Source organism: Achromobacter sp. CF-sbj1-Ac2-l, from assembly GCF_052698165.1.
The window spans coordinates 3632155-3657402 of sequence record NZ_CP199855.1; the positions used below are offsets into that span (position 1 = coordinate 3632155).

Annotated in this window: 25 protein-coding genes; 11 read left to right on the top strand and 14 right to left on the bottom strand. The window is 68.2% G+C overall.

Annotation, left to right across the window (positions count from 1 at the left end; all coding sequences use genetic code 11):
* The first annotated feature begins 96 nt into the window (after positions 1-96).
* Complete coding sequence (locus ACUDCK_RS16490) at positions 97-495, top strand: hypothetical protein (protein ID WP_144419122.1); 399 nt, start codon at positions 97-99, stop codon at positions 493-495.
* Between the two features lie 18 nt (positions 496-513).
* Here the strand turns inward: ACUDCK_RS16490 and ACUDCK_RS16495 are convergent, their stop codons facing one another.
* The 6 genes from ACUDCK_RS16495 to ACUDCK_RS16520 all read right to left on the bottom strand — a co-directional run bounded on the left by ACUDCK_RS16495 (position 514) and on the right by ACUDCK_RS16520 (position 6226).
* The gene (locus ACUDCK_RS16495; protein ID WP_144419121.1) at positions 514-1230 is read right to left on the bottom strand and encodes a hypothetical protein; all 717 of its coding nucleotides are present in this window, start codon (positions 1228-1230) and stop codon (positions 514-516) included.
* Positions 1231-1447: 217 nt separating this feature from the next.
* Positions 1448-1903 (bottom strand): carboxymuconolactone decarboxylase family protein, encoded by a 456-nt coding sequence (locus tag ACUDCK_RS16500; protein WP_175166828.1) that lies wholly within the window; start codon positions 1901-1903, stop codon positions 1448-1450.
* Positions 1904-1968: 65 nt separating this feature from the next.
* Positions 1969-2955, bottom strand: coding sequence for a tripartite tricarboxylate transporter substrate binding protein (locus ACUDCK_RS16505; protein WP_175166827.1), 987 nt, complete (start codon positions 2953-2955; stop codon positions 1969-1971).
* 69 nt (positions 2956-3024) lie between these two features.
* Positions 3025-4023, bottom strand: coding sequence for a cyclase family protein (locus ACUDCK_RS16510; RefSeq protein ID WP_175166826.1), 999 nt, complete (start codon positions 4021-4023; stop codon positions 3025-3027).
* A gap of 51 nt (positions 4024-4074) precedes the next feature.
* Positions 4075-5346, bottom strand: coding sequence for a CaiB/BaiF CoA transferase family protein (locus ACUDCK_RS16515; protein WP_175166825.1), 1272 nt, complete (start codon positions 5344-5346; stop codon positions 4075-4077).
* A 34-nt stretch (positions 5347-5380) separates the two neighbouring features.
* Positions 5381-6226 carry an HpcH/HpaI aldolase/citrate lyase family protein gene (locus ACUDCK_RS16520; RefSeq protein ID WP_175166824.1) on the bottom strand — a complete coding sequence of 282 codons (846 nt, stop codon included), beginning with the start codon at positions 6224-6226 and terminating at the stop codon, positions 5381-5383.
* 85 nt (positions 6227-6311) lie between these two features.
* Here ACUDCK_RS16520 and ACUDCK_RS16525 point away from each other — a divergent pair, with 85 nt between their 5' ends.
* From ACUDCK_RS16525 to ACUDCK_RS16540, 4 genes are all read left to right on the top strand, one after another.
* Positions 6312-7193, top strand: coding sequence for a LysR family transcriptional regulator (locus tag ACUDCK_RS16525; protein ID WP_020928192.1), 882 nt, complete (start codon positions 6312-6314; stop codon positions 7191-7193).
* 23 nt (positions 7194-7216) lie between these two features.
* On the top strand, positions 7217-8080 hold the full coding sequence (locus ACUDCK_RS16530) for a prephenate dehydratase (protein WP_054485128.1): 864 nt from the start codon (positions 7217-7219) through the stop codon (positions 8078-8080).
* A 170-nt stretch (positions 8081-8250) separates the two neighbouring features.
* Positions 8251-8694, top strand: coding sequence for a DUF695 domain-containing protein (locus ACUDCK_RS16535; RefSeq protein WP_054514974.1), 444 nt, complete (start codon positions 8251-8253; stop codon positions 8692-8694).
* A gap of 57 nt (positions 8695-8751) precedes the next feature.
* On the top strand, positions 8752-9354 hold the full coding sequence (locus tag ACUDCK_RS16540; RefSeq protein ID WP_144657875.1) for a hypothetical protein: 603 nt from the start codon (positions 8752-8754) through the stop codon (positions 9352-9354).
* Positions 9355-9437: 83 nt separating this feature from the next.
* Here the strand turns inward: ACUDCK_RS16540 and fhuE are convergent, their stop codons facing one another.
* From fhuE to ACUDCK_RS16560, 4 genes are all read right to left on the bottom strand, one after another.
* Positions 9438-11633: a ferric-rhodotorulic acid/ferric-coprogen receptor FhuE gene (fhuE, locus tag ACUDCK_RS16545; protein ID WP_175166823.1), complete on the bottom strand. Its 2196-nt coding sequence runs from the start codon at positions 11631-11633 to the stop codon at positions 9438-9440.
* A 200-nt stretch (positions 11634-11833) separates the two neighbouring features.
* Positions 11834-12427 (bottom strand): hypothetical protein, encoded by a 594-nt coding sequence (locus ACUDCK_RS16550; protein WP_175166822.1) that lies wholly within the window; start codon positions 12425-12427, stop codon positions 11834-11836.
* 64 nt (positions 12428-12491) lie between these two features.
* Positions 12492-13166: a hypothetical protein gene (locus tag ACUDCK_RS16555; protein WP_175166821.1), complete on the bottom strand. Its 675-nt coding sequence runs from the start codon at positions 13164-13166 to the stop codon at positions 12492-12494.
* A gap of 154 nt (positions 13167-13320) precedes the next feature.
* Positions 13321-14466 carry an alpha-hydroxy acid oxidase gene (locus ACUDCK_RS16560; RefSeq protein ID WP_175166820.1) on the bottom strand — a complete coding sequence of 382 codons (1146 nt, stop codon included), beginning with the start codon at positions 14464-14466 and terminating at the stop codon, positions 13321-13323.
* A gap of 182 nt (positions 14467-14648) precedes the next feature.
* Here ACUDCK_RS16560 and ACUDCK_RS16565 point away from each other — a divergent pair, with 182 nt between their 5' ends.
* From ACUDCK_RS16565 to ACUDCK_RS16590, 6 genes are all read left to right on the top strand, one after another.
* On the top strand, positions 14649-15869 hold the full coding sequence (locus ACUDCK_RS16565) for a CaiB/BaiF CoA transferase family protein (RefSeq protein WP_049073302.1): 1221 nt from the start codon (positions 14649-14651) through the stop codon (positions 15867-15869).
* 35 nt (positions 15870-15904) lie between these two features.
* Entirely contained in the window at positions 15905-16702 is a 798-nt protein-coding gene (locus ACUDCK_RS16570; protein WP_175166819.1) for an enoyl-CoA hydratase/isomerase family protein, read from the top strand.
* Between the two features lie 95 nt (positions 16703-16797).
* A complete protein-coding gene (locus ACUDCK_RS16575) occupies positions 16798-18021 on the top strand; it encodes a CaiB/BaiF CoA transferase family protein (RefSeq protein ID WP_175166818.1) in 1224 nt (407 codons plus the stop codon).
* A complete protein-coding gene (locus ACUDCK_RS16580) occupies positions 18018-20348 on the top strand; it encodes an acyl-CoA dehydrogenase (RefSeq protein ID WP_175166817.1) in 2331 nt (776 codons plus the stop codon). Before ACUDCK_RS16575 ends, ACUDCK_RS16580 begins: the two co-directional genes overlap by 4 nt.
* 44 nt (positions 20349-20392) lie before the next feature.
* Positions 20393-21364, top strand: coding sequence for a Bug family tripartite tricarboxylate transporter substrate binding protein (locus ACUDCK_RS16585; RefSeq protein WP_175166816.1), 972 nt, complete (start codon positions 20393-20395; stop codon positions 21362-21364).
* 63 nt (positions 21365-21427) lie between these two features.
* Complete coding sequence (locus tag ACUDCK_RS16590; RefSeq protein ID WP_049073298.1) at positions 21428-22390, top strand: LysR family transcriptional regulator; 963 nt, start codon at positions 21428-21430, stop codon at positions 22388-22390.
* 13 nt (positions 22391-22403) lie between these two features.
* On the opposite strand, the gene ACUDCK_RS16595 is transcribed toward ACUDCK_RS16590, so the two are convergent.
* Genes ACUDCK_RS16595 through ACUDCK_RS16610 form a run of 4 tightly spaced genes read right to left on the bottom strand, consistent with a single transcriptional unit; the run spans position 22404 to position 25233 of the window.
* Positions 22404-23312 carry an amidohydrolase family protein gene (locus tag ACUDCK_RS16595; protein WP_175166815.1) on the bottom strand — a complete coding sequence of 303 codons (909 nt, stop codon included), beginning with the start codon at positions 23310-23312 and terminating at the stop codon, positions 22404-22406.
* Positions 23309-23923 carry a carboxymuconolactone decarboxylase family protein gene (locus ACUDCK_RS16600; RefSeq protein ID WP_175166814.1) on the bottom strand — a complete coding sequence of 205 codons (615 nt, stop codon included), beginning with the start codon at positions 23921-23923 and terminating at the stop codon, positions 23309-23311. The genes ACUDCK_RS16595 and ACUDCK_RS16600 overlap by 4 nt, the downstream gene beginning before the upstream one ends.
* A 13-nt stretch (positions 23924-23936) precedes the next feature.
* A complete protein-coding gene (locus ACUDCK_RS16605; RefSeq protein ID WP_063581554.1) occupies positions 23937-24551 on the bottom strand; it encodes a glutathione S-transferase family protein in 615 nt (204 codons plus the stop codon).
* A 37-nt stretch (positions 24552-24588) separates the two neighbouring features.
* The gene (locus ACUDCK_RS16610; protein WP_020928207.1) at positions 24589-25233 is read right to left on the bottom strand and encodes a flavin reductase family protein; all 645 of its coding nucleotides are present in this window, start codon (positions 25231-25233) and stop codon (positions 24589-24591) included.
* Between the last annotated feature and the right edge of the window lie 15 nt (positions 25234-25248).

Sequence of the window (25248 nt, forward strand, 5' to 3'; positions counted from 1 at the left end):
CCCTCGACCACAAGGAGTGTTTCGTGCCGAACCGGGAACGACATAAAGACAGCGATTTATGATCCTGCATTGGAAACAGAGGCGAGCAGCCGAGATATGAAACCACTCACCGTTGTATCAGTAGAAAGATACGCACCAGACGACGATGCCGCCTCGGTCACGCTTCGCAGCGACCAAGGGGAAGTCACCGTTTTCTGCTGGCCCTGCTCCGTCAAGGCCGGTGACGTCGTCATGAATCGCCTGTCTGCAATGGATGGTGAAGTCGGCGGCGCCTACGGAGTTGACTGGCCTCAGGGTGAGAAAGACGCCGCGTCGGCGGAACAACTGGAGCGTACCGGACATTACGCCTATCGAGGCCGCGGGCGCGTAGCCAAGGCGTCTGAAGGCTTGGTTGAAACGATGGGATTCTTGATCGAATTCGGAGAAACACCCGAGACCGGACACGTCGAATTTGATATTGCCCGGCTCGATTGCGGGTGCGATACCCTCGATTGACGCACCCTAACTCTCTCGCTATTCGTACAGGACTTCCCGTCGTTTCAATTCATGCTGTATTTGACGATACTGCAGCAGTAGGGATTCGGTACTCACGCGAGTCAGATCTGCGTCACCCATCGACGACCCAAGCCCTTCAAGAATCGAGCCATAATTTTTGAACAGGAGTTGATCCAAAAATGCAGGGGTGATGCCAAGCGGTTTGCATACATCCTGCGCGAGAAGAGTCTCGACGGCGGCATATGAGGTTGCAGGTACCTTTGTTGGAAGTTCAGGAACGATTCTGTTCACCACTCCCATGACCCGGCTATCCAATGCAATGCGATCAGTGGCCAGACCAAAGCCGGATGTAAGAAAGTCACGCGCTCCCTTGTTCTTGACATAGGCCAGAGACTTCGCAACATATTGCCAGCGTTCCTCTGACGTTTTCAGCGCCACCACGTACCGTATGAAACCGCTCGGCCCGCCTTTGTACGCCTTAAGAAAGGCGAAGTTCTTTATCAGGGCAAGGACCTTTGGCGAAAGCTCCGGATTAACGTCGGACACATAGCGCGCACCTATTTCACGCAACACTTCGCCAAGCACCATTGCCACCTGGGCTTCGGGCATGGCACATAGACGTTCGTAGTTCAATTTTTCCCGGATGGCGGCCTCGGAAAGCCGCTTGGCGGGATCGGATTTTCCCACCACGACAACCTGGCTTACGACGCGGATCCAAATATCGGTATCGGACATCGTTTTCCAATGATCCGCTGGCGGCAGTCGGATATCGTGCCCAAAGCGTTCGCATATCCATCGGAACTTGCCGACTTGTTCTTCCGTAAGCGTAGGGAGCTGCATAACCTTGCATTATTAGGAAAGCGAGCAATCTTACACTGCCAACATCTAAGCGCTATGGAATTCCCATTATCAGGCAGATAACGGTATCTGTTCGCCATTCGCGCCTAAAACCTCAATTTCCCCCACCAAACAAATCCGCCCCCCGCGCATCCGCCGGCTCCAACACATACCCAATTTCCCCCGCCACCTGGCGCAGAATCCCCTGCGCCAGGTTGAACGCGGTATTGGCCGCCGGCACGCCCGCGTAGATCGCGTTCTGCAGCAGCACTTCCTTCAGTTCATCCGGACTCAGCCGCGACTCGTCCTTCGCCGTCAGCGCGGCGCGCACGTGCAGCTCGAACTCCTCCCAGCGGCCCAGCGAAAGCGTCACCGCCAGCACCATCATCCGCCGCGCCTTGTGCGGCAGGCCCGGACGGCTCCAGATGTCGTGCCAGGCGTAGCGGGTGATCAGGTTCTGGTAATCGGCGGTGAAGGTGGTGGCGCGGTCCAGCGAGCGCTGCACCCATTCTTCTCCCAGCACGGCGCGGCGGTTGGCCAGGCCGCGCTCGAAATCGTCTTCCCGGCTCATTGCGGCATCTCCCCTTGGGTGCTTGCGTCGGCGGGGCGGGCAACGGCGCTGCCCGCCCCGGCCGATCAGTTCACGGTGATGTTATTGGTTTTCACGACCTCGGCCCAGCGGACCTGTTCGGCGTCGACGAACTTGGCGAAGTCCGCGGCGCTGCTGCCGACCGGGGTCAGGCCGAGCTTGGCGAGCTTGTCGCGGGTTTCGGGGCGGGCCAGCGCCTTCTGCACCAGGTCCTGCAGCTTGGCGACGACCTGCGGATCGGCGCCGGCCGGCAGGAAGAAGCCGTTCCATTCGACGACGTCGAAGGCATTGACGCCGCCTTCGCTGACGGTGGGCACGTTGGGCAGGTCGGGCATGCGCGCGGCCGACGAGACGGCCAGCGCCTTGAGCTTGCCGGTGCTGACGTAGTTCAGGCTGGACGCGGCGTTGGCGAAGTACACGTCGACCTGCCCGCCCATGACGTCGACGATGGCGGGCGCGCCGCCCTTGTACGGCACGTGCACGATGTCGATCTTGGCGTCCTTCTTGAGCAGTTCGGCGGCCATCTGCGCCAGGCTGCCCGGACCGTACGAGGCGTAGGTGTAGCGGCCGGGGTTGGCGCGCGCGGCCTTGACGAAGTCGGGCAGGCTGTTGAAGGCCGAACCGGTGGCGGCGACCAGGATGTTGGGCACGCTGACGGCCTGCGAGACGGGAATGAAGTCCTTCTTGGCGTCGTAGGGCAGCTTGCGCAGCACGGGGTTGATGGAGAACGCGGAGGCGTCGTACAGCACGGTGTAGCCGTCCGGTTTGGCGCGGGCCACGTAGGCGGCGCCGATGGAGCCGCTGGCGCCGCCCTTGTTTTCGATGACGACGCTCTGGCCGGCGACTTCACCCATGCCCTGGGCGATGATGCGGGCGGCGTTGTCGGCGCCGCCGCCGGCCGAGTACGGCACCACCACGGTGATGGGCTGGTCGGGGTAACCGGCGGCGTGGGCCGCGCCCAGGGTGCCGGCCAGGGCCAATGCGGCGGCCACGGGGCGCAGTGCGGCCAGGGCCGCGTGACGGGTTTTCTTCATGTGTGCTCCTCACGTCTCCCCTGCGGGGATGTTGAATGGATCAAGGATCGTGGCGCGGTCCGTCCGAGGTCAGACGGTCGCGATGGGGTTGACCGGCGCGCCCACCAGGCCGGGCACGTACATCGGTGCGGCGGTCAGGAAGAAGGCGTGGCGGTCGTGCTGGCGCAACCAGTGCGCCAGCGGGGTCAGGTGCCAGAGTTCGCCCAGCGGCAAACCCAGCTTGAACAGGCATTGTTCGTGTAGCGGCAAGAGCGGCCCGCTGCCGCTCTCCAGGTGATGGTTGCGCAATTCCACCGCGTGGTTGTCGGCGGCGATGGCGGCAATGCGGCTGTCCTTGATCCAGGCCAGCAATTGCGCGTCGGCGCCGTCCAGTACGCAGCAGCTGGTCTTGAGCCGGTCCTGCTCGTCATCGCCCAGCGTGAGCGCGAGGTCGGCCAGGCCGGTATGCAGGCACAGGATGTCGCCGGGGCGCACCTGCACGCCGTCGGCGTGCATCACGTCCATCAGGTCCTGGTACGAGACCTTGCGATGCGCGTCGCCGAAGCGGGCGCGCAGGTCGACCATGACGCCGCGCCCCTGGATGCCGTGCCGCGCCATGGGCGCGATGGACAGGTCCTGGGTGCCGGTGAAGCCGTCGGTGCGCGGCTCGCTGACGGTGAAACCGTTGTAGCCGGTCGGTTGCGGCTGGCCGGTGCCGTGGGCGTCGTACATCGCGCCGACGTGGCCCAGGGCGTCCCATTGGGTGGAGTACTGCGGCGACAGCGTGACGCGGTCGTCGCTGACGACGTCGGTGGCGCCCGGCACGTCGCGCGCCAGCGGATAGCGGTAGACCGGCACGCCGTTCTTTTCGGCGGGCTGGATCACGGGGCCCTTGCGCCGCGGGTTGAGCACGGGTGCGCGCGGCACCGTCAGCGGCAGGCTCAGGGAAAACGACAGGCCTTCGCGGATTTCCGCGACGGCGGCCAGGCGCGCCTGGCGGCCCAGGTGGTTCAGGGTGCCGAGCTGGTCGTCGTCGCCGAAGTCGCCCCAGTTGGAGCCGTCGGGACGCTGCTGGTAGCGTGGAAGCATTTTTTTGTCTCCTCGTTCTGTCTCGGACGAGTCTTATGATCGTTGTGGCGGCTATTGCACCACCGAGGATTGCCGTAATTGGGCAATTTCGGACGCGGTGTATCCCAGGGTGGACAGAATTTTTTCGCTGTGTTCGCCCAGGCCGGGCGCGCCGCGCCCTGCTCGGGACTCGTCGCGCGCTGCCTCGGACTCACCGCGCCCTGCTCCAGATTCGCCGCGCCCCTCCCCCGACTCATCGGCAGGCGCTTGCGCGGCGCCGCCGAAGTGGGCCCATTGCGCCAGGCCCAGGTAGTCGCCGGCCTGCGGGTTGTGGTACGGCCGCATGAGCCCCATGGCCTCGACCTGGGGATGATCGAACATGTCCTCGACCGGGCGCACTTCGGCGCAAGGCACGCTCTGGCCAAAGCGCTCGGCCCATTCGCGCGCCGAAGCGCGCGCCAGCGCCTGGCGCACCCGGGGCACCAGCACGGCGGCCTGGGCGGCGCGCTTTTTGACGGAGTCGTAGTCAGGGTGTTCGGCCAGCTCCGGCAGGTCCAGGTGGCCGCACAGCGCGCGCCAGAAGTGCGGCGTGTTGGCCGACAGGTACAGGTAGCCGTCGCGGGTGGGATGGATGCCGGTGATGCCGCCCGAGCGCATGTCGCGCTCGATGTGGCGCGGTTCGCCATCGGCCCAGACCAGGCGGGCCGACTGCATCGCCAGCGCGCTGCCCAGCAGCGAGACCTCGATCGCCTGGCCACGGCCGGTCTTCTCGCGGCGGTAGAGGGCCGCCGCCACGCTGTTGGAAATCAGCGCGGCGCCGTAGTAGTCGACCACCGAGCCGTACAGCACTTCAGGCGGACCGTCGGCCTTGGCCTGGGCGGCGCACATGCCGGTCATCGATTGCAGCACCTGGTCGTAGCCGGCGTGGCGCGCCATCGGGCCGACCGCGCCATAACCGGTCATGGCGCAATAGACCAGGCGCGGGTTGACCGCCGACAGCGTGGCGAAGTCGATACGCAGGCGCTCGGGCACGCCCGGCCGGAAGTTGTGGACCAGCACGTCGGCCTCGCGCACCAGCCGCAGCAGGATCTCGTGGCCAGCGGCTTCCTTCAGGTTCAGGCACAGGCCGCGCTTGTTGCGGTTGATGCCCAGGAACGCGCGGCTTTCGCTGGCCAGCGTCGACGGGTACTTGCGCAGGTTGTCGCCTTCGGGCGGCTCGACCTTGATGACGTCGGCGCCCATGTCGCCCAAGAGGGCGCAGCCATAGGGGCCGGCGATGTAGGCGCTCAGGTCCAGGACCTTGATGCCGGCCAGCGGCAGGTCGGCGGGGGATGCTTGTTGCATTGCGGATTCACTCAAAATCGGTAGCGCGACCGCGTCAGGCGGCGCGACCGGCGGCCAGCAGCACGTCCTGGGCGCGCCGCACGAAGGGGGCGTCGATCATCTTGCCGTCGAGCACGAAGGCGCCGACGCCGTCATGCTCGCGGCTCGCGGACACGATGCGCTCGGCCTGGGCGATCTCGTCCGCGCTGAAGCCGAACACTTCGTTGGCGATGGCGATCTGGCTGGGATGCACGCAGGACTTGCCCAGGAACCCGAGCGAGCGCGCCAGTTGCGCCTCGGCCCGAAAGCCCTCGGCATCGCGCACGCGGGCGTAGGCCGCGTCCATGGCGTACTTGCCAGCGCAGCCGGCGGCCAGGCGCAGGGACAGCATCACCGCGCGCAGCGTGTCGGGCTGGTAACGCTCGATGCCGAGCGGCTCGAACAGGTCGGCCAGGCCCAGTTGCAGGCCGGCGACGCGCGGATGGGCCGCCGCCAGTTGCGCGGCGTCGGCCAACGCGCGCGGGGTTTCGACGGTGACCAGAAATTCACCGGCGAAGCCGGCGTCCACGGCCTCGTCGATCGCGGTGCGCAGCGCGGCGGCGCTTTCGACCTTGGGCAGGTTCAGCACGTCGATGGGCAGGCCGCGCAGCGCGGCCAGGTCGGCGGCAAAGTCGGGCGTGTCGGCGGCGTTGACGCGAACGATAATTTTCTTGGGATGTTGCTTATGGACGGCGGCGAACGCGGGCGCGGCCAGCCAGGCCGCCAAGGCGGCGCGGGCTTCCTGCTTGCGGCTCGGCGCGACCGCGTCCTCCAGGTCGAAGGACAGCGCGTCGGCCGCGCTGGCCAGGGCCTTGTCGAACAGTTCCGGACGCGAGGCGGGAACGAAAAGCTTGCTTCTCATTGATGTCTCCTGGCCGCATTGTGGCGCTGGAGACGTGCGATCGGGGACAGCCAAATTACGATAAGACGATAGAATATCTATCATCATGAACACCGACTTCCTGCACACGCTGGCCGCCGTGGCGCGCCATGGCTCCATGGCCGAGGCCGCCCGCCGCCTGGGGCTGACCCACGGCGCCGTGGCGCAGCAGATCCGCAAGCTGGAACAGGAGCTGGGCGTGGCGCTGGTGGCGCGCGCCGGCCGCACCGTGCACCTGACCGCAAAGGCCACCGAACTGATCGGGCCGATGCGCGAGGTGCTGGAACGGATCGAGAAGATCCGCTACCTGGCCCGTTCCGACGAAATGATGGGCGAGCTGCGGCTCGGGGCCGGCAATACGGCGCTCAATTCGATGGTGCCGGCCATCCTGGAACACCTGGTGCGGCGCCATCCGCTCATCAACGTCGAGATCCAGCCGGGCCATTCGGCGCGCTTCTACCCCGCCATCGAAAGCGGCGAACTGGACGCCGCCATCGCGCTGCAAGCCCCCTACCCGCTGTCCAAGAGCCTGGGCTGGCAGTTGCTGCGCGAAGAACCCTACGTGCTGGCGGCGGCGCCGCGCCATGCCGGTCGGCACCCGCACAGCCTGCTGACGGCGGAGCCCTTCATCCGCTATCAGCGCAGCGACTGGGGCGGCCAGCACATCGACGATTACCTGCGGCGCGTCGGCATCACGCCGCGCGAGCGCTTCGAGCTGAACGCCATCGAATCGATTGCGGTGATGGTCAGCCGCGACCTGGGCGTGGCGATCCTGCCGCGCTCCACCAACGGCGCGATCGAACGGCTCGGCCTGCTCGCCCTGCCGCTGCCCGAGCCCTGCGAGCCGCGCCGCTTCGGCCTGATCTGGTCGCGCGGGTCGCCACGGCTGGCGCTGATCCGCGCCTTTCGCGACATTGCCGTTGTAGAGTATGCCAACGCGGGCGCCTGACCCGCGCTCTACAAGGGGAAAGCATGAAGAAGACCATTCTGTCGACGCTCGTCGGCTGCTCGATGTTCGCGCTGCCGCTGGCCGCCAGCGCGGCCGGCCAGATCGGCTACCTGGGGCCCGCGGGTTCCTGGACGCACCAGGCCTGCCTGGATCTGTTCGGCCCCGCTGACCTGGTGCCGCTGACGCGCGACGACCTGTTCAAGGGCTACCAGTCCGGCAAGATCGAACGCGCCTGCGTGCCCGTGACCACGTCGGTGGTGGGCGTGACGCCGTACCTGGATGCCGTGCTGGACCTGCCGGACGTGACGATCGTGGCCGAGTATCCGAAGATGCTCGGCTACAGCCTGCTGGCCAAGCCGGGCACCAAACTGGCGGACGTCACGGAGGTGCTAGCGCACCCGGTGGCGTTCGAGGAGGTCAAGCCGTGGGTCGACCGCGAGATGCCCAAGGTCAAGCGCACCGAGGCCGCCAGCGGCGGCGCCGCCGCCAAGACGGTGGCCGACAGCCCGGGCCATGACAAGGCGTCGTTCGGCCCCAAGGTGGGCGCGTCGGTCTATTCGCTGGTATCGCTGGTGGATGGCATCGAGCAAGGGCCGCACAACGTGACCCGCTGGTGGGTGCTGGGCCGCGCGATGCCGGCGCCGACGGGGCGCGACAAGAGCTCGCTGCTGGTCGACACATCCGACGACAGGTTCAACGACACGTTGGCGGCGCTGGTCGATGCCAAGGTGCCGGTGCTGACGATCTACGAGCGGCCCAGCAAGAAGACGCTGGACACGCATCGCTACGTGATCGAGGTGGCCGGCCACGCCCGGCAGGAGCCGCTGGCGTCCATGCTGGCGGCCCATCCGGAGATACGGCTGCTGGGCTCTTATCCCCGCCAGTGATCCCCGCGTTCGCCGACCTGGCGAAAGATCCGGTTGCACTTTATTGGGGACATACGCAAATCCGCCCTTGATAATGCGGACCTTCCCTCGGCAGCGCGCGCGCGCAACGTTGCCGGGCAATAAGAAGCGCCGGGCCCGCGGGCCCGGCCAGCAACCCAGGATCCCATTCAATGAGCCGTATTTTTCCAGGCGACCTCTGGTCCGTGGGCGAAGCCCGCATCAACGATCTGTTGGTCGTGGTCCGCTTGCGCACCGGCCTGCCGCCGGTGCCCACACGCCAGGTCAATGAGAACCTGGTCATCATTTCCTGGCCGTACACGGGCATCGAAAACGGCATGCCCAATGAAGAAGACAAGCAAAGCACCAACCGCTTCGAAGAAGCCATCGAACAGGCTTTCGACGACTCCGACATCGGCGTGCAGGTGGCCTGCCTGACCGGCAATCACCAGAAGGAATGGCGTTTCTACACGCACGACGTCGAAGCGTTCCTGGATGCGTTCAATGCCTGCCTGGCGGGGCATCCGGTCTATCCCATCCGACTGGGCACGTACAAGGATCCCGATTGGAATGGCCTGGCGGAACTACAGCCGGAAGGCTCCGACCAGCTTCACTGAAAGGCCAACCGGCCGCGCCATCGATCAGGCCGGTCGCCACCTGCAGAGGATATTATTTTGAAGTTCAAAGCCGCACTCCTGATCTCCGCCATCACCGCCGTGGTTGCCGCCCCCGCGAATGCCGAGCCGCCGCGCTCGGTCGATGCCCGGAGTTTCGACATCGCCGGCGTCAAGACGGGCATGGACTACGACGAAGCGGTCGCCGCCGCGGCGAAGAATTTCGGCGTGGGCAAGCATCAGATCAAGGCGGGTTACCCGACGCTGAACCCCGTCACCAATACCAAGCAGCCGCAGAATTTCAGCTACGAAAAAGATGGCGTTCGGCTGGTGGTGCATTTCGAGCCACGCGTGCCGGTCGACAAGCAGCGGCCGCTGGCGGTGTCCCAGGTCCGCTACGAAATGCCGTGGACGCCGGCCAACAAGGACGCCATGGCGCAGGCCGTGGTGCAGAAATACGGCAAGCAGTCGAACTTTCCCAACCAGTTGAACCTGGAGTGGTGCCAGAAGCCCAGCACCAATCCCGGCATGGGTTGCTCGACCGACATGACGCAAGCGGTGCTGAAATACAGCGGCGTCAGCGTGCAGTTGTATGACCCGGCCTGGACCAACGCGCGGATCGAGTTCATCAACCAGTCGAACAGCCGCAAGCCGAGCTTCTGACCGGGCCCGGCGCCCGCGATAGGCATGACGGGCGCCGTCTCCAGGACGATGAGTCAGCCCGGCCGAACCGGCCGGGCTCGCGCTCAATACTGATACCGCATCGTCAACGTCGCGCTACGCCCCGCCGCCCACGCGCCCTGGCTGTAGAAGCCGATCTGCGAGTAGTACTTGCGGTCCATCAGGTTGTTGATATTCAACTGCGCCGACAGGCTCTTGTCGAACCGGTAGCGCGCCATCAGGTTGACCAGCGCATAGCTGCCCTGCCCCACGCGCTCCTCGCCATTGGGGCCGTTGGCGATCGTGTAGACGTGGCTCTGCCAGTTGACGCCGCCGCCCACCGTCAACCGGTTCCAGTCGCCCGGCAATCGGTAGGTGGTGAACAAGCGCACCAGGCTGCGCGGCTGGTCGGTCTGGATGGGGCTGCCGTCGCCATCGCGCGCGGTCCAGTGCGACCATCCCGCCGCCACGTTCCAGCCGGGCGAGACTTCCCCCGACACTTCCAGGTCGAAGCCCCGGCTGCGCGTGCCATTGGCGGCGCGCGAGGCCTGGTTGAGCGTGCCGGGCACCAGATAGCCGACGTCGTCCTGCGCCAGATTGTCCTGGTTGATCTGGAATACCGCCGCCGAGGCATTCAGGCGGCCTTCGAGGAATTCACCCTTGATGCCGGCCTCGTAGGCCTTGCCCTCCAGCGGATCGAGCCAGTTGCCGTTGCGGTCCTGCTTGTCCTGCGGATTGAAGATCCCGGTATAGCTGACGTACGCCGTGTAGTTCTCGTTGATGTCGTACAGCAGGCCGGCGTACGGCACGAACGCATCCTTGTCGAACGCCTGCCGGCTGCTGCCGCCCCACCCTACCGCATCCGTCTTCCACGTGCTGTAGCGGCCGCCGACGATCAGCTTGAGCGGGTCGGCCAGGCTGAAGCGCAGCGCGCCGTACCAACCGGCCTGCTTGGTGGTGTAGCGGCTGGCCAGGGTGGAGGTGTCGCTCCACTGCGGTTCGGGATACGAGCCGTCCCAGTCCAGAAAATTGCCGATGGGCGCCGGCGAGACCGCGCCACGGTTGCGGAAATCGGCGTATTGGCGGGTGAAGCTGGCGCCGACCACCGCTTCGTGCTGGCGGCCGAACAATGAGAATGGGCCGGAAGCCTTGAGGTCCAGGCTGTTCTGCTTGCGGTCGCCGTAGTAGCGCTGGGCCGAGGCGCCCATGCCCAGGCCGGTGTTGCGGTCGGGCCAGCCATACAGGTAGAGCAGCTTGCCGTCCATTTCGTGCTTGGAGTGCGAACCGACGGCCTGCACGCGCCAGCCGTTATCGAAGCGGTGCTCCAGGCTGGCAAAGGCGCCTTCGGTGGTGCTGGCCCACTTGGTCCAGTCGGCGCCGGTGTTGAGCGAGCGTTTCCAGTCGGTGCGGCCGCCGTCGGCGTACCACAGCGGGAAACCGCCCCAACTGCTGCGTTGCGGGTCGTTGTCCTGATAGTTGAAGCCGACGCTCAAGGTGGTGCGGGCGGTCAGATCGGCGTCCACCACGCCATAGAAGACCTTCTTGCGGTTCTGGTAGCCATCCAGGTACGAGTGGTTGTCCTGGTAGGCCGAGACGATGCGGCCGCGCACGCTGCCGCTGGCGTTCAGCGGCGAGGACAGGTCGGCGGTGGCACGGTAGGTGTCCCAGGTACCGGCGCTGACGCTCAGGTCAGCGGTGAATTCGCGGCTGGTGGCGTGCTTGCGCACCAGGTTGACGGACGCGGACGGGTTGCCGGTGCCGGTCAGCAGGCCCGTTGCGCCACGCACGACTTCGACGCGATCGTAGATGATGGGGTCGATGGATGATTCGCCCGCCGCATAGCCGGTCTCGAAACTGGTGGGCACGCCGTCGTACAGATAGTTGCTGATGGCGAAGCCGCGCGAGCTGAAGGTGTAGCGTTCGCTGTCGTAGTTCTGCACCGAGATGCCGGGCGTGTTGCCCAGGATGTCGGTCAGCGAGCGCATGTCCTGGTCTTCGATGCGCTGGCGCGTGACCACGGTGACCGATTGCGGGGTTTCGCGCAGCGTCAGCGGCAGGCCGGTGCTGGCGGCCGTGGCGCGCGGGGTGTAGGAGCCGGTGCCCTCGGTGGTGGTGGGATCGCCGTCGGCCTGGACCTGCACGGCGGGCAAGGTGGCGACGCCCGACTCCTGCGCCAGCGCTGTGCCGCTGGCCAGCGCCATCAGCACCAGGCTGGTGGTGCGCCGCAGGGCGAGGCGTGGACGAATGGGGAAAATCAGGCTGGCGGGCCGCGGGTCTTGCATGACGCTTCCTTGCAGGGTTGGTGAATAATTGGCAAGCAAGTGTAATGCGAACTCTTATCATGTGCATTTGTGTTGCGAATATGCACAATAGGGATAGCCCCGATTTGGCCAGGCCTTGTAGGGGTTTTCGACGCGTGGCACGCGCGCGTCCGGGCTATGGCGCCGCTGTCCTGGCCGCGTCGGGCCTGGCTTGGCGGGAACTACTTCCCAACACCCGTCGGAACAAATAATGCGTGCGCGCCATTGGCCAGGTATGCCCCGTTCACGCCGTCGAATCTGCGTGCCGCGTCCGGCCATGCAATGAATTTCCGGTCGACCCTGGTTCCGCGCTGACCGGTGGCCGCGTCGATGGATACCAACTTCTCCGCGCGCGCCTTTGCCTCGCGCAGCACGATCGCCACGAATGCCTCGGTATCCTCGTCATCCGCCGGAATTGACGCCCGCAGCTCGCCGTTGAGAAGGGAATCCGGGAGAAAATCCGCCGCTCTTGACCTCAAAAGGCTGACCAGCCCTGACCCAACCAGCGCGTAGATCCACCCCTTTCCCGAGGGATGACGTTTCACATAGCGATTGTGAAAATCCGCTTCGGAGATGATGGAGGAATCCACGATCGTCACGTGAACCCCTTCACACGCTTCGATTCGATTCCTGTATCCCGGCCGCTCGACGTCCGGCTGCTCCTGCATGTTGATGAACCGGATAGAGGGGCGGGCTTTCATGAGCGCGCCGGCGAATTCAGCCTCATCCGCTGAAGTCATGAATAAGCACTGTTGAATCACCTTGGAGCCGGCCACGGGTCGCCCTGTTCCGGTTGCGCAATGGATGCCTGCGCCAGGATCACCGGCATGAACCCTGCCCTCACCGATCCACCGATTTCATGTCGCAGGTCGTTTCCTGCACGTCGCACAGTCCCCGGAACCACGCCCGCCCCGCCAGTCGTTCGCCCTTGGCGCGCTCGACGATCTCGTCCTGCGGCGAGCGCTTGCGGTCCACCAGGTAATCCAGCAGCACCCAGTCCTCGTGGCAGGCGCGGATGCCCTGGATCTTGCCCATTTCGGTCAGCCAGTCGCTGCCCAGGTCCACCAGCCGCTGGCTGGCGGCGTCGGGCCTGGCATAGCCGCGCGCGGACTGGATGCCGACCCGGGCATCGTCGGCGCGAATCCAGCCTTCGCCCTTGTAGAGCTTGCGCGGCGCACGCTCCGGATATTCTTCCTCGTTGTAGGCGTCGCTGGCGTTGGCGATCCTGAGCCAGCCGTCCTTCGCTTCCTTCACGTCGAAGGTGACGCTGTAGGAATACTCCGGCTCGCCGGCGGCGGGCCTGGCGGGGATCTGGCCCAGGACCTTGGCGCCGGCGGACGGCGCGTCGCGCACGGTGATAGACGGCTTGTCGTAGTTGGCCCAGGCGCTGAAGGCGCAGGTGGTCGCGCCCGCGGGGGCTTCGGCTTGAACAGAGGCGGCGATGACCGGCGGCGCGGCCAGCAGCGCCAGCGTCAGCGCGGCGATCGAAGCGGTCAGACGGGGACGAATGTGCATGAAATCTCCAAAGCGTCGACGATCCGGGTCAGGGTGGTCCTCGACATCCCGCAAGCCGGATTGCTATCCAACTGACGAGCGGCGGTCCACCGGCGTGGGGTTCTGTTTATCGGGCAGTTCCGCGACTGTATCAAACCCGCCGCCAGCGGCCGCTTCAGCGGAACCGCAGGTGCCGGCGCTGCAGCTCCGCCACCGTCCGGCAGCCCATCAGCTTCATCGCGCGCTCGATCTCCACGCGCATCTGTTCCAGCGCCCGTTCCACGCCGGGCCGTCCGGCGGCGGCCAGCGGGAACAGGTAGTAGCGGCCCAGCCCCACGGCCTTGGCGCCCAACGCCAGCGCCTTGAGCACGTGCGTGCCGCGCTGCACGCCGCCGTCCATCATCACGTCGATGCGGTCGCCGACGGCGTCGACGATCTCGGCGAGCTGGTCGAAGGCGCTGCGCGAGCCGTCGAGCTGGCGGCCGCCGTGGTTGGACAGGACGATGCCGGTGCAGCCGATGGCGACAGCGCGTTTGGCGTCCTCGACCGACATGATGCCCTTCAGGCAGAACTGGCCGCCCCACTCGCGCACCATGGCGGCGACGTCGTCCCAGGTCATGGCGGGATCGAGCATCTCGGTGAAATAGCGGCTGATGGACATGGCGCCGCCGCCCATGTCGACGTGGCCGTCCAGCTGCGGCAGGCGGAAGCGTTCGTGGGTGGCGTAGTTGATGGCCCAGGCCGGCTTGATGGCGAACTGGGCGATGCCGGCCAGGTTCAGGCGGAACGGGATGGCAAAGCCGGTGCGCTTGTCTCGCTCGCGGTTGCCGCCGGTGATGCTGTCGACCGTCAGCATCATGACCTGCACGCCGGCGGCCTTGGCGCGCGCCATCATGTCGCGGTTCAGGCCGCGGTCCTTGTGGAAGTAGAACTGGTAGACCTGCGGGCCGCCGCTGATCTGGCGCGCCTCTTCCAGGCTGACGGTGCCCAGCGACGACACTCCGAACATGGTGCCGAACTTGCCGGCGGCGGCGGCCACGGCGCGTTCGCCGTCGTGGTGGAACAGGCGCTGCAGCGCGGTGGGCGAGCAATAGACCGGCATGGCCAGCTTCTGGCCCATGACGGTGACGGACATGTCCACATCCGCCACGCCGCGCAGCACGTCGGGCACCAGGTCGCAGGCCTCGAAGGCCTCGGTGTTGCGGCGGTAGGTGGTCTCATCGTCGGCGGCGCCGTCGATGTAGTTGAAGATCGGGCCGGGCAGCCGCTGGCGCGCCATGCGGCGAAAGTCGTGGAAATTCTGGCACTGGCTCAGGCGCATCGGGGGACCTTTGTCTACGCTGCACGGACTACCGGAATGCCCCTTGCGACCCGGGCATGATGGGCCGAATTGTACCGGGGACGGCGTCCCATCACGCATAACAGCTTTGCCATCCGGGTGGAGCCTGCCGCCGCGCGGAAATCCTAGACTGGCCGCACTTCACAGCAGTCAAGGAGAAGGCGTTGCAGCCGCTGTTATCAAACCTGAAAGTGCTCGACCTGAGCCGCGTGCTGGCCGGCCCCTGGGCCAGCCAGATCCTGGCCGACCTGGGCGCCGATGTCATCAAGGTCGAGCGGCCCGGCCAGGGCGACGACACCCGGTCCTGGGGGCCGCCTTTCCTGAAGGACGAGCAGGGCCAGGACACGGCGGACGGCGCCTATTTCGTGGCCACCAACCGGGGCAAGCGCTCGATCACGCTGGACCTGCAGACGGCCGAGGGCCAGGCGCTGGTCAAGCAGTTGTGCCGCGACGCGGACGTGGTGCTGGAGAACTACAAGGTCGGCACGCTGGCGCGGCTGGGGCTGGACTATGCGTCGCTGTCGGCGATCAATCCTCGCCTGGTGTATTGCTCGGTGACGGGGTTCGGCCAGACCGGGCCGCGCGCGGCCGAGCCGGCCTACGACTTCCTGATCCAGGCCATGGGCGGGCTGATGAGCGTGACCGGCGAGCGCGACGACCGACCGGGCGGCGGGCCGCAGAAGGTGGGCGTGCCGATCGTCGACCTGACCACCGGCGTGTACGCGGCGCTGGGCATCGTGGCCGCCCTGCTGCGGCGCGCGCAGACCGGCCAGGGCGAGTACATCGACGTGGCCATGCTGGACGTGCAGGTCGGCCTCCTGGCCAACCAGGCCATGAACTTCCTGCTGGGCGGGCGGGTGCCGCGCCGCACCGGCACCGCGCACCCGAATATCCAGCCGCAGCGCACCTTTGCCTGCGCCGATGGCGACATCGTCATCGTGGTGGGCAATGACGCGCAGTTCGCCACCCTGTGCGAGGCGCTGGGCCAGCCCGGCCTGGCGCGCGATCCGCGCTATGTCAGCAACAGCCAGCGCGTGAAGAACCTGGACACGCTCGATCCGCTGCTGGACGCCATTTTCATCGGCGAGCCGCGCGCCCATTGGCTGGACCTGCTCAAGCGGGCCGGGGTGCCGGCCGGCTCGATCAACACGGTGCCCGAGGTGTTCGAGGACCCGCAGGTGCTGCACCGCGGCATGCTGCGGCGCCTGCCCCATCCCGCCGCCGGCGAGGTGCCGCAAGTGATGAACCCGCTGCGCTTCGGCCAATCGGCGCTGCGGGTGGACCGCGCGCCGGCGCTGCTGGGCCAGCACACCGACGAGGTGCTGGCCGAACTGGGACTGAGCGCGGCGCAGATCCAGGACTACCGCGACCGCAAGATCATCTGACCGGCCCCACAGACCGGACCACAAGGAGACACACCATGACCATGCCGGAAAACCTGGCCGGGCCCTACACCGCGCTGGACGTCAGCCTCGACGGCGGCGTCGCCACCATCCTGCTGGCCAATCCCCCCGTCAACGCGCTCAGCACCGAGATGATGAACGAGCTGTCGTGGGTGCTGGACCGCATTTCCGAGACGCCCGAGGTGCGGGCGGTGGTGCTGTCGGGCCAGGGCAAGACCTTCTGCGCCGGCGCCGACCTGAAGAACCGCGCCGCCACCATCAAGGGGCCGGGCGACCTGCCGCAGCATTCGCGCCGCACGCGCGAGTGCTTCCATGCCATCCGCGAATGCGCCAAGCCGGTGGTGGGCGCCATCAACGGCGCGGCGCTGGGCGCGGGGCTGGCGATCGTGGCCTCGTGCGACATCCTGCTGGCGGCGTCCGACGCGGTGGTGGGCCTGCCCGAGATCAACGTCGGGCTGCTGGGCGGCGGCCGCCATGGCATGCGGCTGTTCGGCCATTCGCGGCTGCGGCGCATGATGCTGACCGGCCTGCGGGTGGACGGCAACGAGCTGTACCGGCTCGGCGTGGTCGAGGAGGCGCTGCCGTCGGACGCGCTGATGCCGCGCGCGCTGGAACTGGCGCGCGAGCTGGCGTCCAAGAGCCCGCTGGCGACCATGCTGGCCAAGCAGACGCTCAACGCCATCGAGGACATGAGCCTGCGCGACGGCTATCGCTACGAGCAGGACATGACGGCCGCCATCGCCAAGACCGAGGACGCCATGGAGGCGCGCCGCGCCTTCCTGGAAAAGCGCGCGCCGGTGTTCCAGGGCCGTTAGCGGCACGGACCCCGCGCATAACAGCTATTGCGGCGGCGCCGTAGGTGCAAGGCCCGGCGCTGCCTACACTTCGCAAAAAAAGACAAGGAGACGACATGACGAGCGCGTTGGACGGCGTGAAGGTGCTGGACCTGAGCCGGGTGTTTTCGGGACCGTGGGCGGCGCAGATGCTGGCCGACTTCGGCGCCGACGTGATCAAGGTCGAGCGCCCCGGGCGCGGCGACGACGTGCGCCACCAGGGCTATCCCCTGCCCGGCCGCGACGGCGCGCCGAGCCCGCAGACCTCGTCGTTCGTGGCCATGAACCGGGGCAAGAAGTCGCTGACCATCGACATCTCCCGGCCCGAGGGCCAGGCGCTGGTGCGGCGGCTGGCGCGGCAGGCGGACATCGTCATCGAGAACTTCAAGGCCGGCGACCTGCGCCGCTACGGGCTGGACTATGCCGCGCTGGCGGCGGTCAATCCGCGCCTGGTGTATTGCTCGATCACCGGCTTCGGCCAGAGCGGGCCCTACAGCCACCTGCCGGGCTATGACCCGATCTTCCAGTCCATGAGCGGGCTGATGAGCGTGACCGGCGTGCCCGACGGCGAGCCGGGCGCGGGGCCGGTCAAGGCGGGCTACTCGGTGTCGGACCTGACGGCGGGCTTCTATGCGGTATGCGCCATCCTGGCGGCGCTGCGACACCGCGACCAGGTGTCGGGCGCGGGCCAGCACATCGACCTGGCGCTGCTGGACGCGCAGATCGCCGCGCTGTCGCACATCGGCATGAACTACCTGGCCAGCGGGCAGTTGCCGGCGCGCATGGGTTCGGCCTCGCAGATCACCGCGCCGTTCCGCGCCTTCGAATGCAGGGACGGCCACCTGATGGTGGCGGTGGGCAACGACTCGCAGTTCCGCGCCTTCTGCGAGGTGATCGGGCTGCCCGAGCTGGGGCGCGATGCGCGCTTCGATACCAACCCCAAGCGCGCCGCCGCGCAGCCCGAACTGTCGCGGCTGATCGAGCCGGCGCTGCGCGCCCGCGGCGTGCGGGACTGGAATCAGGCGCTGGCGGCGGCCAACGTGCCTTGCGGGCCGATCTACACCATGGACCAGGTGTTCGAGGATCCGCAGGTGCGCCACCGCGGCGTGCTGGGCAGCGTCGAGCATCCTCGATTGGGCGCCGTGCCGGTCATCCGCAACCCGATCCATTTTTCCGGCACGCCGATCACGGGCGGCCTGCCGCCGCCGCTGCTGGGCGAGCACACGGCCGAGATCCTGCGCGCCGAACTGGGACTGTCCGACGACGAGATCGCCCGGCTGCGGGCGGAGGGCATCGTATGAGCGGCGTCGACCACGACCTGATCGAAGAGATCCGCGACAGCGCGCGCGACTTCCTGCAGCGGCGCGACCAGCGCCAGCGCAAGCGCGCCGAGGAGCCGCCGGACCGCGACTATTGGCGCGAGATCGCCGGGGTCGGCTGGCTCGGCATGAGCGTGCCCGAGACGCTGGGCGGCCTGGGGCTGGGCTGGCGGGCGATGGCGGCGGTGCTGGAGGAAGCCGGCCGCGCGCAACTGCCCGAGCCGCTGGTCGGCGCCGGCGTGCTGCCGGCGGCGCTGCTGGCGCGGATCGCGCCGGTCGATGCGGCGCGGCGCGACGCGCTGCTGCAGGCCGTGTGCGGCGGCGAAACGCTGCTGGGGCTGGCCTGGCAGGAAACGGAGGGCCAGCTGGAGGCCGGCGAGGCCGCCACGGCCTTCGGCGTCAGCGTGATCGAACGCGAGGGCGCGTATGTGCTCAATGGCGAGAAGCGCCACGTAGTGCCGGGGGCCGGCGTCGATGGCTGGCTGGTCACGGCCGATGGCGAGCGCGGCACCGCCCTCTTCTTCGTCGCGGCCGGCACGCCGGGCGTGACCGCGCAGGTCCACGCGCGCGCCGACGGCGCCGCCGCCTGCCACTTGGCGATCGAGTCGGCCGTGGTGCCGGCGGACGCGCTGCTGGCGCGCGACGGCGTGCTGGACGCGGTCGACGAGGCGCTGGACCTGGGCCGCCTGATGCAGTCGGCGGAACTGGTGGGCGTGGCGCGGCAGGTGTTGGCCGATTCGGTGGCCTATCTGAACACGCGCCAGCAGTTCGGCCGGCCGCTGGCGTCGTTCCAGGCCTTGCAGCACCGGCTGGTGGACGCCGCCATGCAGGTCGAGCTGGCAGCCAACAGCCTGCTGGATGCGCTCGATACACTGGCCGCGCAACCGGACGACGCCACCCTGCGCAAGACGCTGGCCAGCCGCGCCAAGGCCCGCGCCGCGCGCGCCGGCCTGGAGGCGGCGCGGCTGGCGATCCAACTGCACGGCGCCATCGGCTACACCGAGGAATGCGACGTCAGCCTGTACTTCCGCAGCGCGCTGCACCTGGCGGCCTGGCTGGGCAATGCCGCCGCCCATCGCCAGCGCTACGGCGCGCTGGCGGCGCTGCCCGCGCCCAGCGCCGATGACGACGACGCCACGCCCATCACGGACTTCCCGCGCGAGGCCGACTGGAACGGCATGCCGGAAGCCGACTTCCGCCGGCTGGTGCGCGGCTTCTTCCGCGCCCACTACCCCGAGCACCTGCGCCACGTGCCGTGGCGGCTACATTGGGACGAAATCAAGGACTGGTATTTCACGCTGTCGCGCCAGGGCTGGATCGCGCCGTCGTGGCCGCGCGAGCACGGCGGCATGGCGCTGTCGCCGGCGCGCCAGATCGCCTTCATCGAGGAAGCCGAACGCCACGGCGTGGCGCGCGCGCCGGACCAGGGGCTGGTGATGCTGGGGCCGATCCTGATCCGCCACGGCACCGAGGAACAGCGCGCGCGCTTCCTGCCGGGCATCCTGTCGGGCGAGGCGGTGTGGGCGCAGGGTTATTCGGAGCCGAACGCCGGCTCGGACCTGGCTTCACTGCGCTGCGAGGCGCTGGTGGACGGCGACGACCTGATCGTGAGCGGCCAGAAGACCTGGTCGACGCTGGCGCAGGACGCGACCCACATGTTCATGCTGGTGCGCACCGACAAGACGGTCAAGAAGCAGGCCGGCATCAGCTTCCTGCTGGTGGACCTGGCCAGCCCGGGCGTGAGCCGCCGTCCCATCCGCACGCTGTCGGGGCACGAGGAGTTCTGCGAGGTGTTCTTCGACCAGGTGCGCGTGCCGCGCGCCAACCTGGTAGGCGAGCTGAACGCCGGCTGGGGCATCGCCAAGGCGCTGCTGGGCTTCGAGCGCCTGTTCAGCGGCAGTCCCAAGCACGCCAACCACGCCCTGCAGCAGATCTTCAGCATCGCGCGCCAGCGCGGCCTGCTGGCCGACCCGGCGTTCGCCGACCGGCTGGCCGAGCTGCGGCTGGACGCGGCCGACCTGACCGCCATGTACAGCGTCTTCGCCGAGCTGGCCAAGGCCGGCCGGCCGCTGCCGCCCGAGCTGTCGCTGCTGAAGGTCTGGGCCACCGAGACGCACGAGCGGCTGGGCGCCCTGCTGATCCAGATCGCCGAGGAATACGGCGGCGCGGCGATGCGGCTGGGCTATGGCAACGGCCAGGTGCACGCGCTGGCGCCGTATGTCAACGCGCTGGCGGCGACCATTTTCAGCGGCACCAACGAGATCCAGCGCAATATCTACGCCAAGCAGTTGGGGCTGGAAGGCGCATGACAACGACGCGCCGGCCGCGAGCCGGCGCCACAGGAGAGAGACAGATGAAACACGCTACCGCACTGACGGCGGCCGCCCTGCTGCTGGGCGCCGCCTTTGCCGCCCCGGGCCAGGCCGCCGCGCCCTGGCCGAGCCAGCCGATCCGGCTGATCGTGCCCTACCCGCCCGGCGGCTCGGTCGACAACCTGGCGCGGCTGCTGGCGCCGGCGCTGGGCCAGCGGCTGGGCCAGACCATCGTGATCGAGAACAAGGCCGGCGCCAGCGGCACCATCGGCGTGGACGCGACGGTGCGCGCCACGCCCGACGGCAACACCTTCGGCTTCGGCGTGCCGGGCGCCATCACCGGCCTGCCGCACGTCATGAAGGTGCCGTATGACGTGTCCAGGATCCAGTACGTGTCGCTGGTGGCGCGCATTCCGCTGGTCATCGTGGTCAACCCGTCCCTGCCCGACGCCACGCTGGCCGACTTCGTCGCCAGCGCCAAGCGCCAGCCCGGCAAGTACAACTATGGCTCGGCCGGCAACGTCACCACGCCGCACCTGGGCGGCGAGCTGCTCAAGCAGCAGACCGGCATCGACATCATGCACGTGCCGTACAAGGGCGCCTCGCCCGCGGTGACGGCGCTGCTGTCCAACGAGGTGCAGATGTTCCCGGGCGACGCCTCGGCGGTGCTGGGCTTCATCAAGGCCGGCAAGCTGCGCACGCTGGCGGTGGCCAGCCCGACGCGCTTCGAGGGCCTGCCGGACGTGCCGACCACCAAGGAGGCGGGTTTTCCCGGTGTGATCGTCGAATCGAACTACGGCATCATCGCGCCGACCGGGACGCCGCCGGAGATCGTGCAGAAGATGTCGCAAGCCATCGCCGAGACGCTGGCCGAACCGGCCCTGCGGCAGAAGATGATCGACCAGGGCGCCATTCCCACGGCCACCACGCCCGAGGCCTACCAGGCGCTGATGCAGGCCGAATCGAAGAAATGGGGCGAGGTGATCCGGCGCGGCAAGCTGGGGCTGGAATAGTCCCATGCCGGCCCGCTTTTGCCGTACCCTTATGCCGTCTCTTTCGTTGCCGCCTTATCCATCATGCCGCCTGCCAAAGCCACGGGCCTGAGCCTGGACGTCACCGCCGACCTGCACAAGTGGCGGGCCTTCCTGGCGATCGCGGAACTGGGCAGCATCTCGCGCGCCGCCCTCTATCTGGACCAGGACCAGTCGGTGCTGAGCCGCCGCATCAACGCGCTGGAACGCGAGTGCAACGCGCGGCTGTTCAACCGCACCGGCCGCGGCGTGCACCTGTCGGAAGTGGGCGAACGCCTGTTTCCGCTGGTGCGCACGCTGCTGGGCGACGCCGAGCGGCTGGAACTGGAGCTGAACGGCGAGGCGCGCGAGCCGGCCGGCGAGGTCACGCTGGGGCTGCTGCCGTCCACCGCGCATCCGCTGATCCGGCGGCTGTTCTCGCGGCTGCGCAAGCAGTTTCCCAAGGTGCACCTGAAGATCCTGGAAGGCTCCAGCGGCCAGATCGAGGAATGGCTGACCGACAGCCGCGTCGACATCGCCATCCTGTACCGCTATGGCGACAAATGCCCGCCGGGCGAACAGGCGCTGGCCTCGGTCGATTCGTACCTGGTGGGCGCGGCCGGCGACCCGCTGACGCGCGGCGGCGAGGTCGCCTTCGAACAACTGGACGGCCTGCCCTTCATCCTGCCCGGCGCGCCCAACGGCCTGCGCAATGCGCTGGACGGGCTGGCGCGGGCGCGCAAGATCAGCATCGCGCCGCTGATCGAGGCCGATTCGCTGCCGCTGATGAAGTCCATCGTCGAGCACGAACACATGTACACGGTGCTGCCGCTGCACGCGGTCTGGCAGGAGGTGCAGGAAGGCCGCCTGGGCATCGCGGCGCTGCGCGATCCGGCCATGGGACGCATCATCTCGATGGCCTTCGCCCGCGCCAAGGGGCCGGGCCGCACCGTCACCGAGGTGGCCGCGCAGATCCAGAGCCTGGTGCGCGAGATCGGCGGCGAAGGCGTGTGGCACGCCAGCCCCTGACGGGGCCGGCGCTTCAATCGAAGCCGTAGAGCCGCGCGGGATTGTCGACCCAGACCTTGCGGCGCATGGCGTCATCGCCCAGCCAGCGCTGCGCCACCGCCACCAGGGCGTCGGCGGACGGCGCCGTCGCGCCCATGCGCACGAACGGCCAGTCCGAGCCCCACAGCACCTGGTCGGGGTTGGCGGCGACGAAGGCGTCGTGGAGGAAGCGCGCATTCTCGTAGTCCGGCGCGCTGCCGACGCGGCACAGCGTCAGCTTCATCCACAGGCGGCCGTCGGCCAGCAGGCCGCGCAGCAACTGGAACGCCGGGTCCTGGTCGCCACGCGCCGGGACCAGGCTGCCCAGGTGGTCGATCACCAGCGGCAGGTCCAGCTTCGCCAGCGCCGGCAGGTGGCGCAGATAGGTATCGCACGGCGCCCACAACTGTGCATGCAGGCCGTGGTGTTTCATGCGCGGGGCCAGCGCGGCGACCTGGTCGAACCCCACGCTGCCCGGAAACAGATTGCCGGCGGGGTCGCGCGCCTCGACGAAGCGCAGTCCGCGCACGCCGCCGTCATACAAGGCCCGCAGTTGCGCGTCGCTGGCCGACGGGTCGGCCACCGCGATGCCGCGCAGGCGGTCGCCGCCCTGCGCCAGCGCGTCCAGCAAGGCGTCGGGATGCGTGCCGTAGGGCGCGGGCTGCACCAGCACGCCGCGCGCGGCGCCCAGGGTGTCCAGCATGCGCAGATAGCGCTGCGCCGGCGCGTCGGGCGCGGCGTAAGAGGACGGATGCCACAGCGGGAAGCGCTCGTAGGGGCCGAACACGTGGCAATGCGTGTCGCAGGCTTGGGGCGGCAGGGGCTGCGCGGGCGCCATCGGCATGCGCGGCGTCTCGACGCTGTCGGGCACGTAGGGTTGCGTGGAGTCGGCGGGCGCGGTCATGCCTTGCCCTCCCCCGCCAGCGGCGCCAGCCGGCTCAGCGCCGGCCAGCCGTCCTGTTGCGGCGCGTCCAGCGGCGCGGGCGCGTCGTCCGGCATCGGGATCTCGTGCGCGTTCAGCGTCATCGACACCATGGTGTAGTAGCCGATGACGGCGGTCAGTTCGACCACGCCGACGGCGGCCCAGCGCTGCACCGCCTCGGCGTACAGGGCGGGCTCGACCTGGCCGGTCTCCTGCAGTTGGCGGGCGTAGGCGTAGACGATCTCGTCGTCGCGGTTGTCGAATACGGGTTCGCGCCGGGCCTGGATGGCGTCCAGCACCGCGTCGGCAATGCCGGCGGCGCGGGCGGCCTGGGCGTGGATGTGCCATTCGATCTGGCTGTTCCAGCGGCGCGCGGTGACCACGATGGCCAGTTCGCTGATGCGCGGCGGCAGGCTGGTGCCAAAGCGCAGCAAGGCGCCCAGCGCCTGCCAGCGCTCGGCCAGTTCGGGGTTGTGCAGCGCGGCGCGCAAGGGGCCGACCAGCCGGCCGCGCGGGCCGGAGACGATGCGTTCGTAGACGCGCTTCTGGTCGTCGCTCATGCTGTCGGGCGTGGGCAGGGGGATGCGGCTCATCATCGTCCTTCGCTCAAGGCGTTTCGTCGGGTTGGCTGCGCGCAACGGAGGGCCGCGCGCTGAAGTCCTGGTGCCAGGCGGCCAGCGCCGGATGGCCATCGCGCCAGGCCAGGTCCGGGAAACGATAGTCCAGATACGACAGCGCGCAACCGATGGCGATCAGGCCCAGGTCGAAGCGGCTGGCGCGCAGGGCCGGCGCCTCGGCCTCCAGCACGGCCAGCACGGCGCGGGTCTTCAGCGCGAAGGCGTCGAGCCAGGCCTGGGTCTGCTTCTCGACCGGCTTGTTGCGTTCCTGCCGGTACAACAGCAGCGCGTCCAGGAAACCGTCGCCCAGCGCCTGGCGCCGCTCGGCCAGCAGGCGCGCGGCCGGGTCCGCCGGCAGCAGGCCGGCGCCGGCCAGGCCGTCCAGGTAGGCGCAGATGACGCGCGAGTCGTAGACCGGCGTGCCGTCGTCCAGCACCAGCGTCGGCAGCTTGATCAGCGGGTTGTCGGCCACCAGGTCGAGGTTGGGCTTGTCCATGGCGACCGGCGTGCGCACCAGCGTCACGCGGTCGGCGATGCCGGCTTCGTACAGGACGATCATCACCTTGCGCACGAAGGGCGAGCGCGGCGACCAATGCAGTTTCATCAAGAGGCTCCCAGGAAATTTGAAATCGTGACGCGGTTCAATGGCCCTGCGCGGGCCGCACCGCCGGATCGTTAGCGGCGTCCGGCGCGCGCATCTGGAACAGGTCGCTGGTGTGCGCGTACCAGCCGGCGCCGTGCATGCGGCCCAGCAGGCGCAGCGCGGGGGTGTCCACATGGAAGCGCTGCGCGTCCAGCAGCGCGTCGTCGCGCAGGTACAGCGCCACCACCCGCGCCAGCACGATGACGCGCTGTGGCGCGGCATCCAGCACCTGCCACACGCGGCATTCCAGCGCCGCCGGGCTGAGCGCGATGCGCGGCGGCGCGACCACCCGCGAGGGAGCGGTCGCCAGCCCGGCGCGGGTCAGCTCATCGACGTCGGCCACGTAGTCCAGGCTGGTGTGGTTCATCTGCGCGGCCAGTTCGGCCGACACCAGGTTGATGACGAACTCGCCGGTCTCCAGGATGTTGCGCGAGGTGTCCTTCAACTGCCCGCCGCGCGGGCCGATGCCCAGCGCCACGATGGGCGGGTCGCTGCTGACCACGTTGAAGAACGAGAACGGCGCGGCGTTGCGCTGCCCCTGCGCCGACTGGCTCACCACCCAGGCGATGGGGCGCGGCACCACCACGCTGGAGAGCAGCTTGAAGGCGTTGGTGGCGCTGAGTTCGCTGAAATCGAAGTTCATGGATGCGTTCCTGGT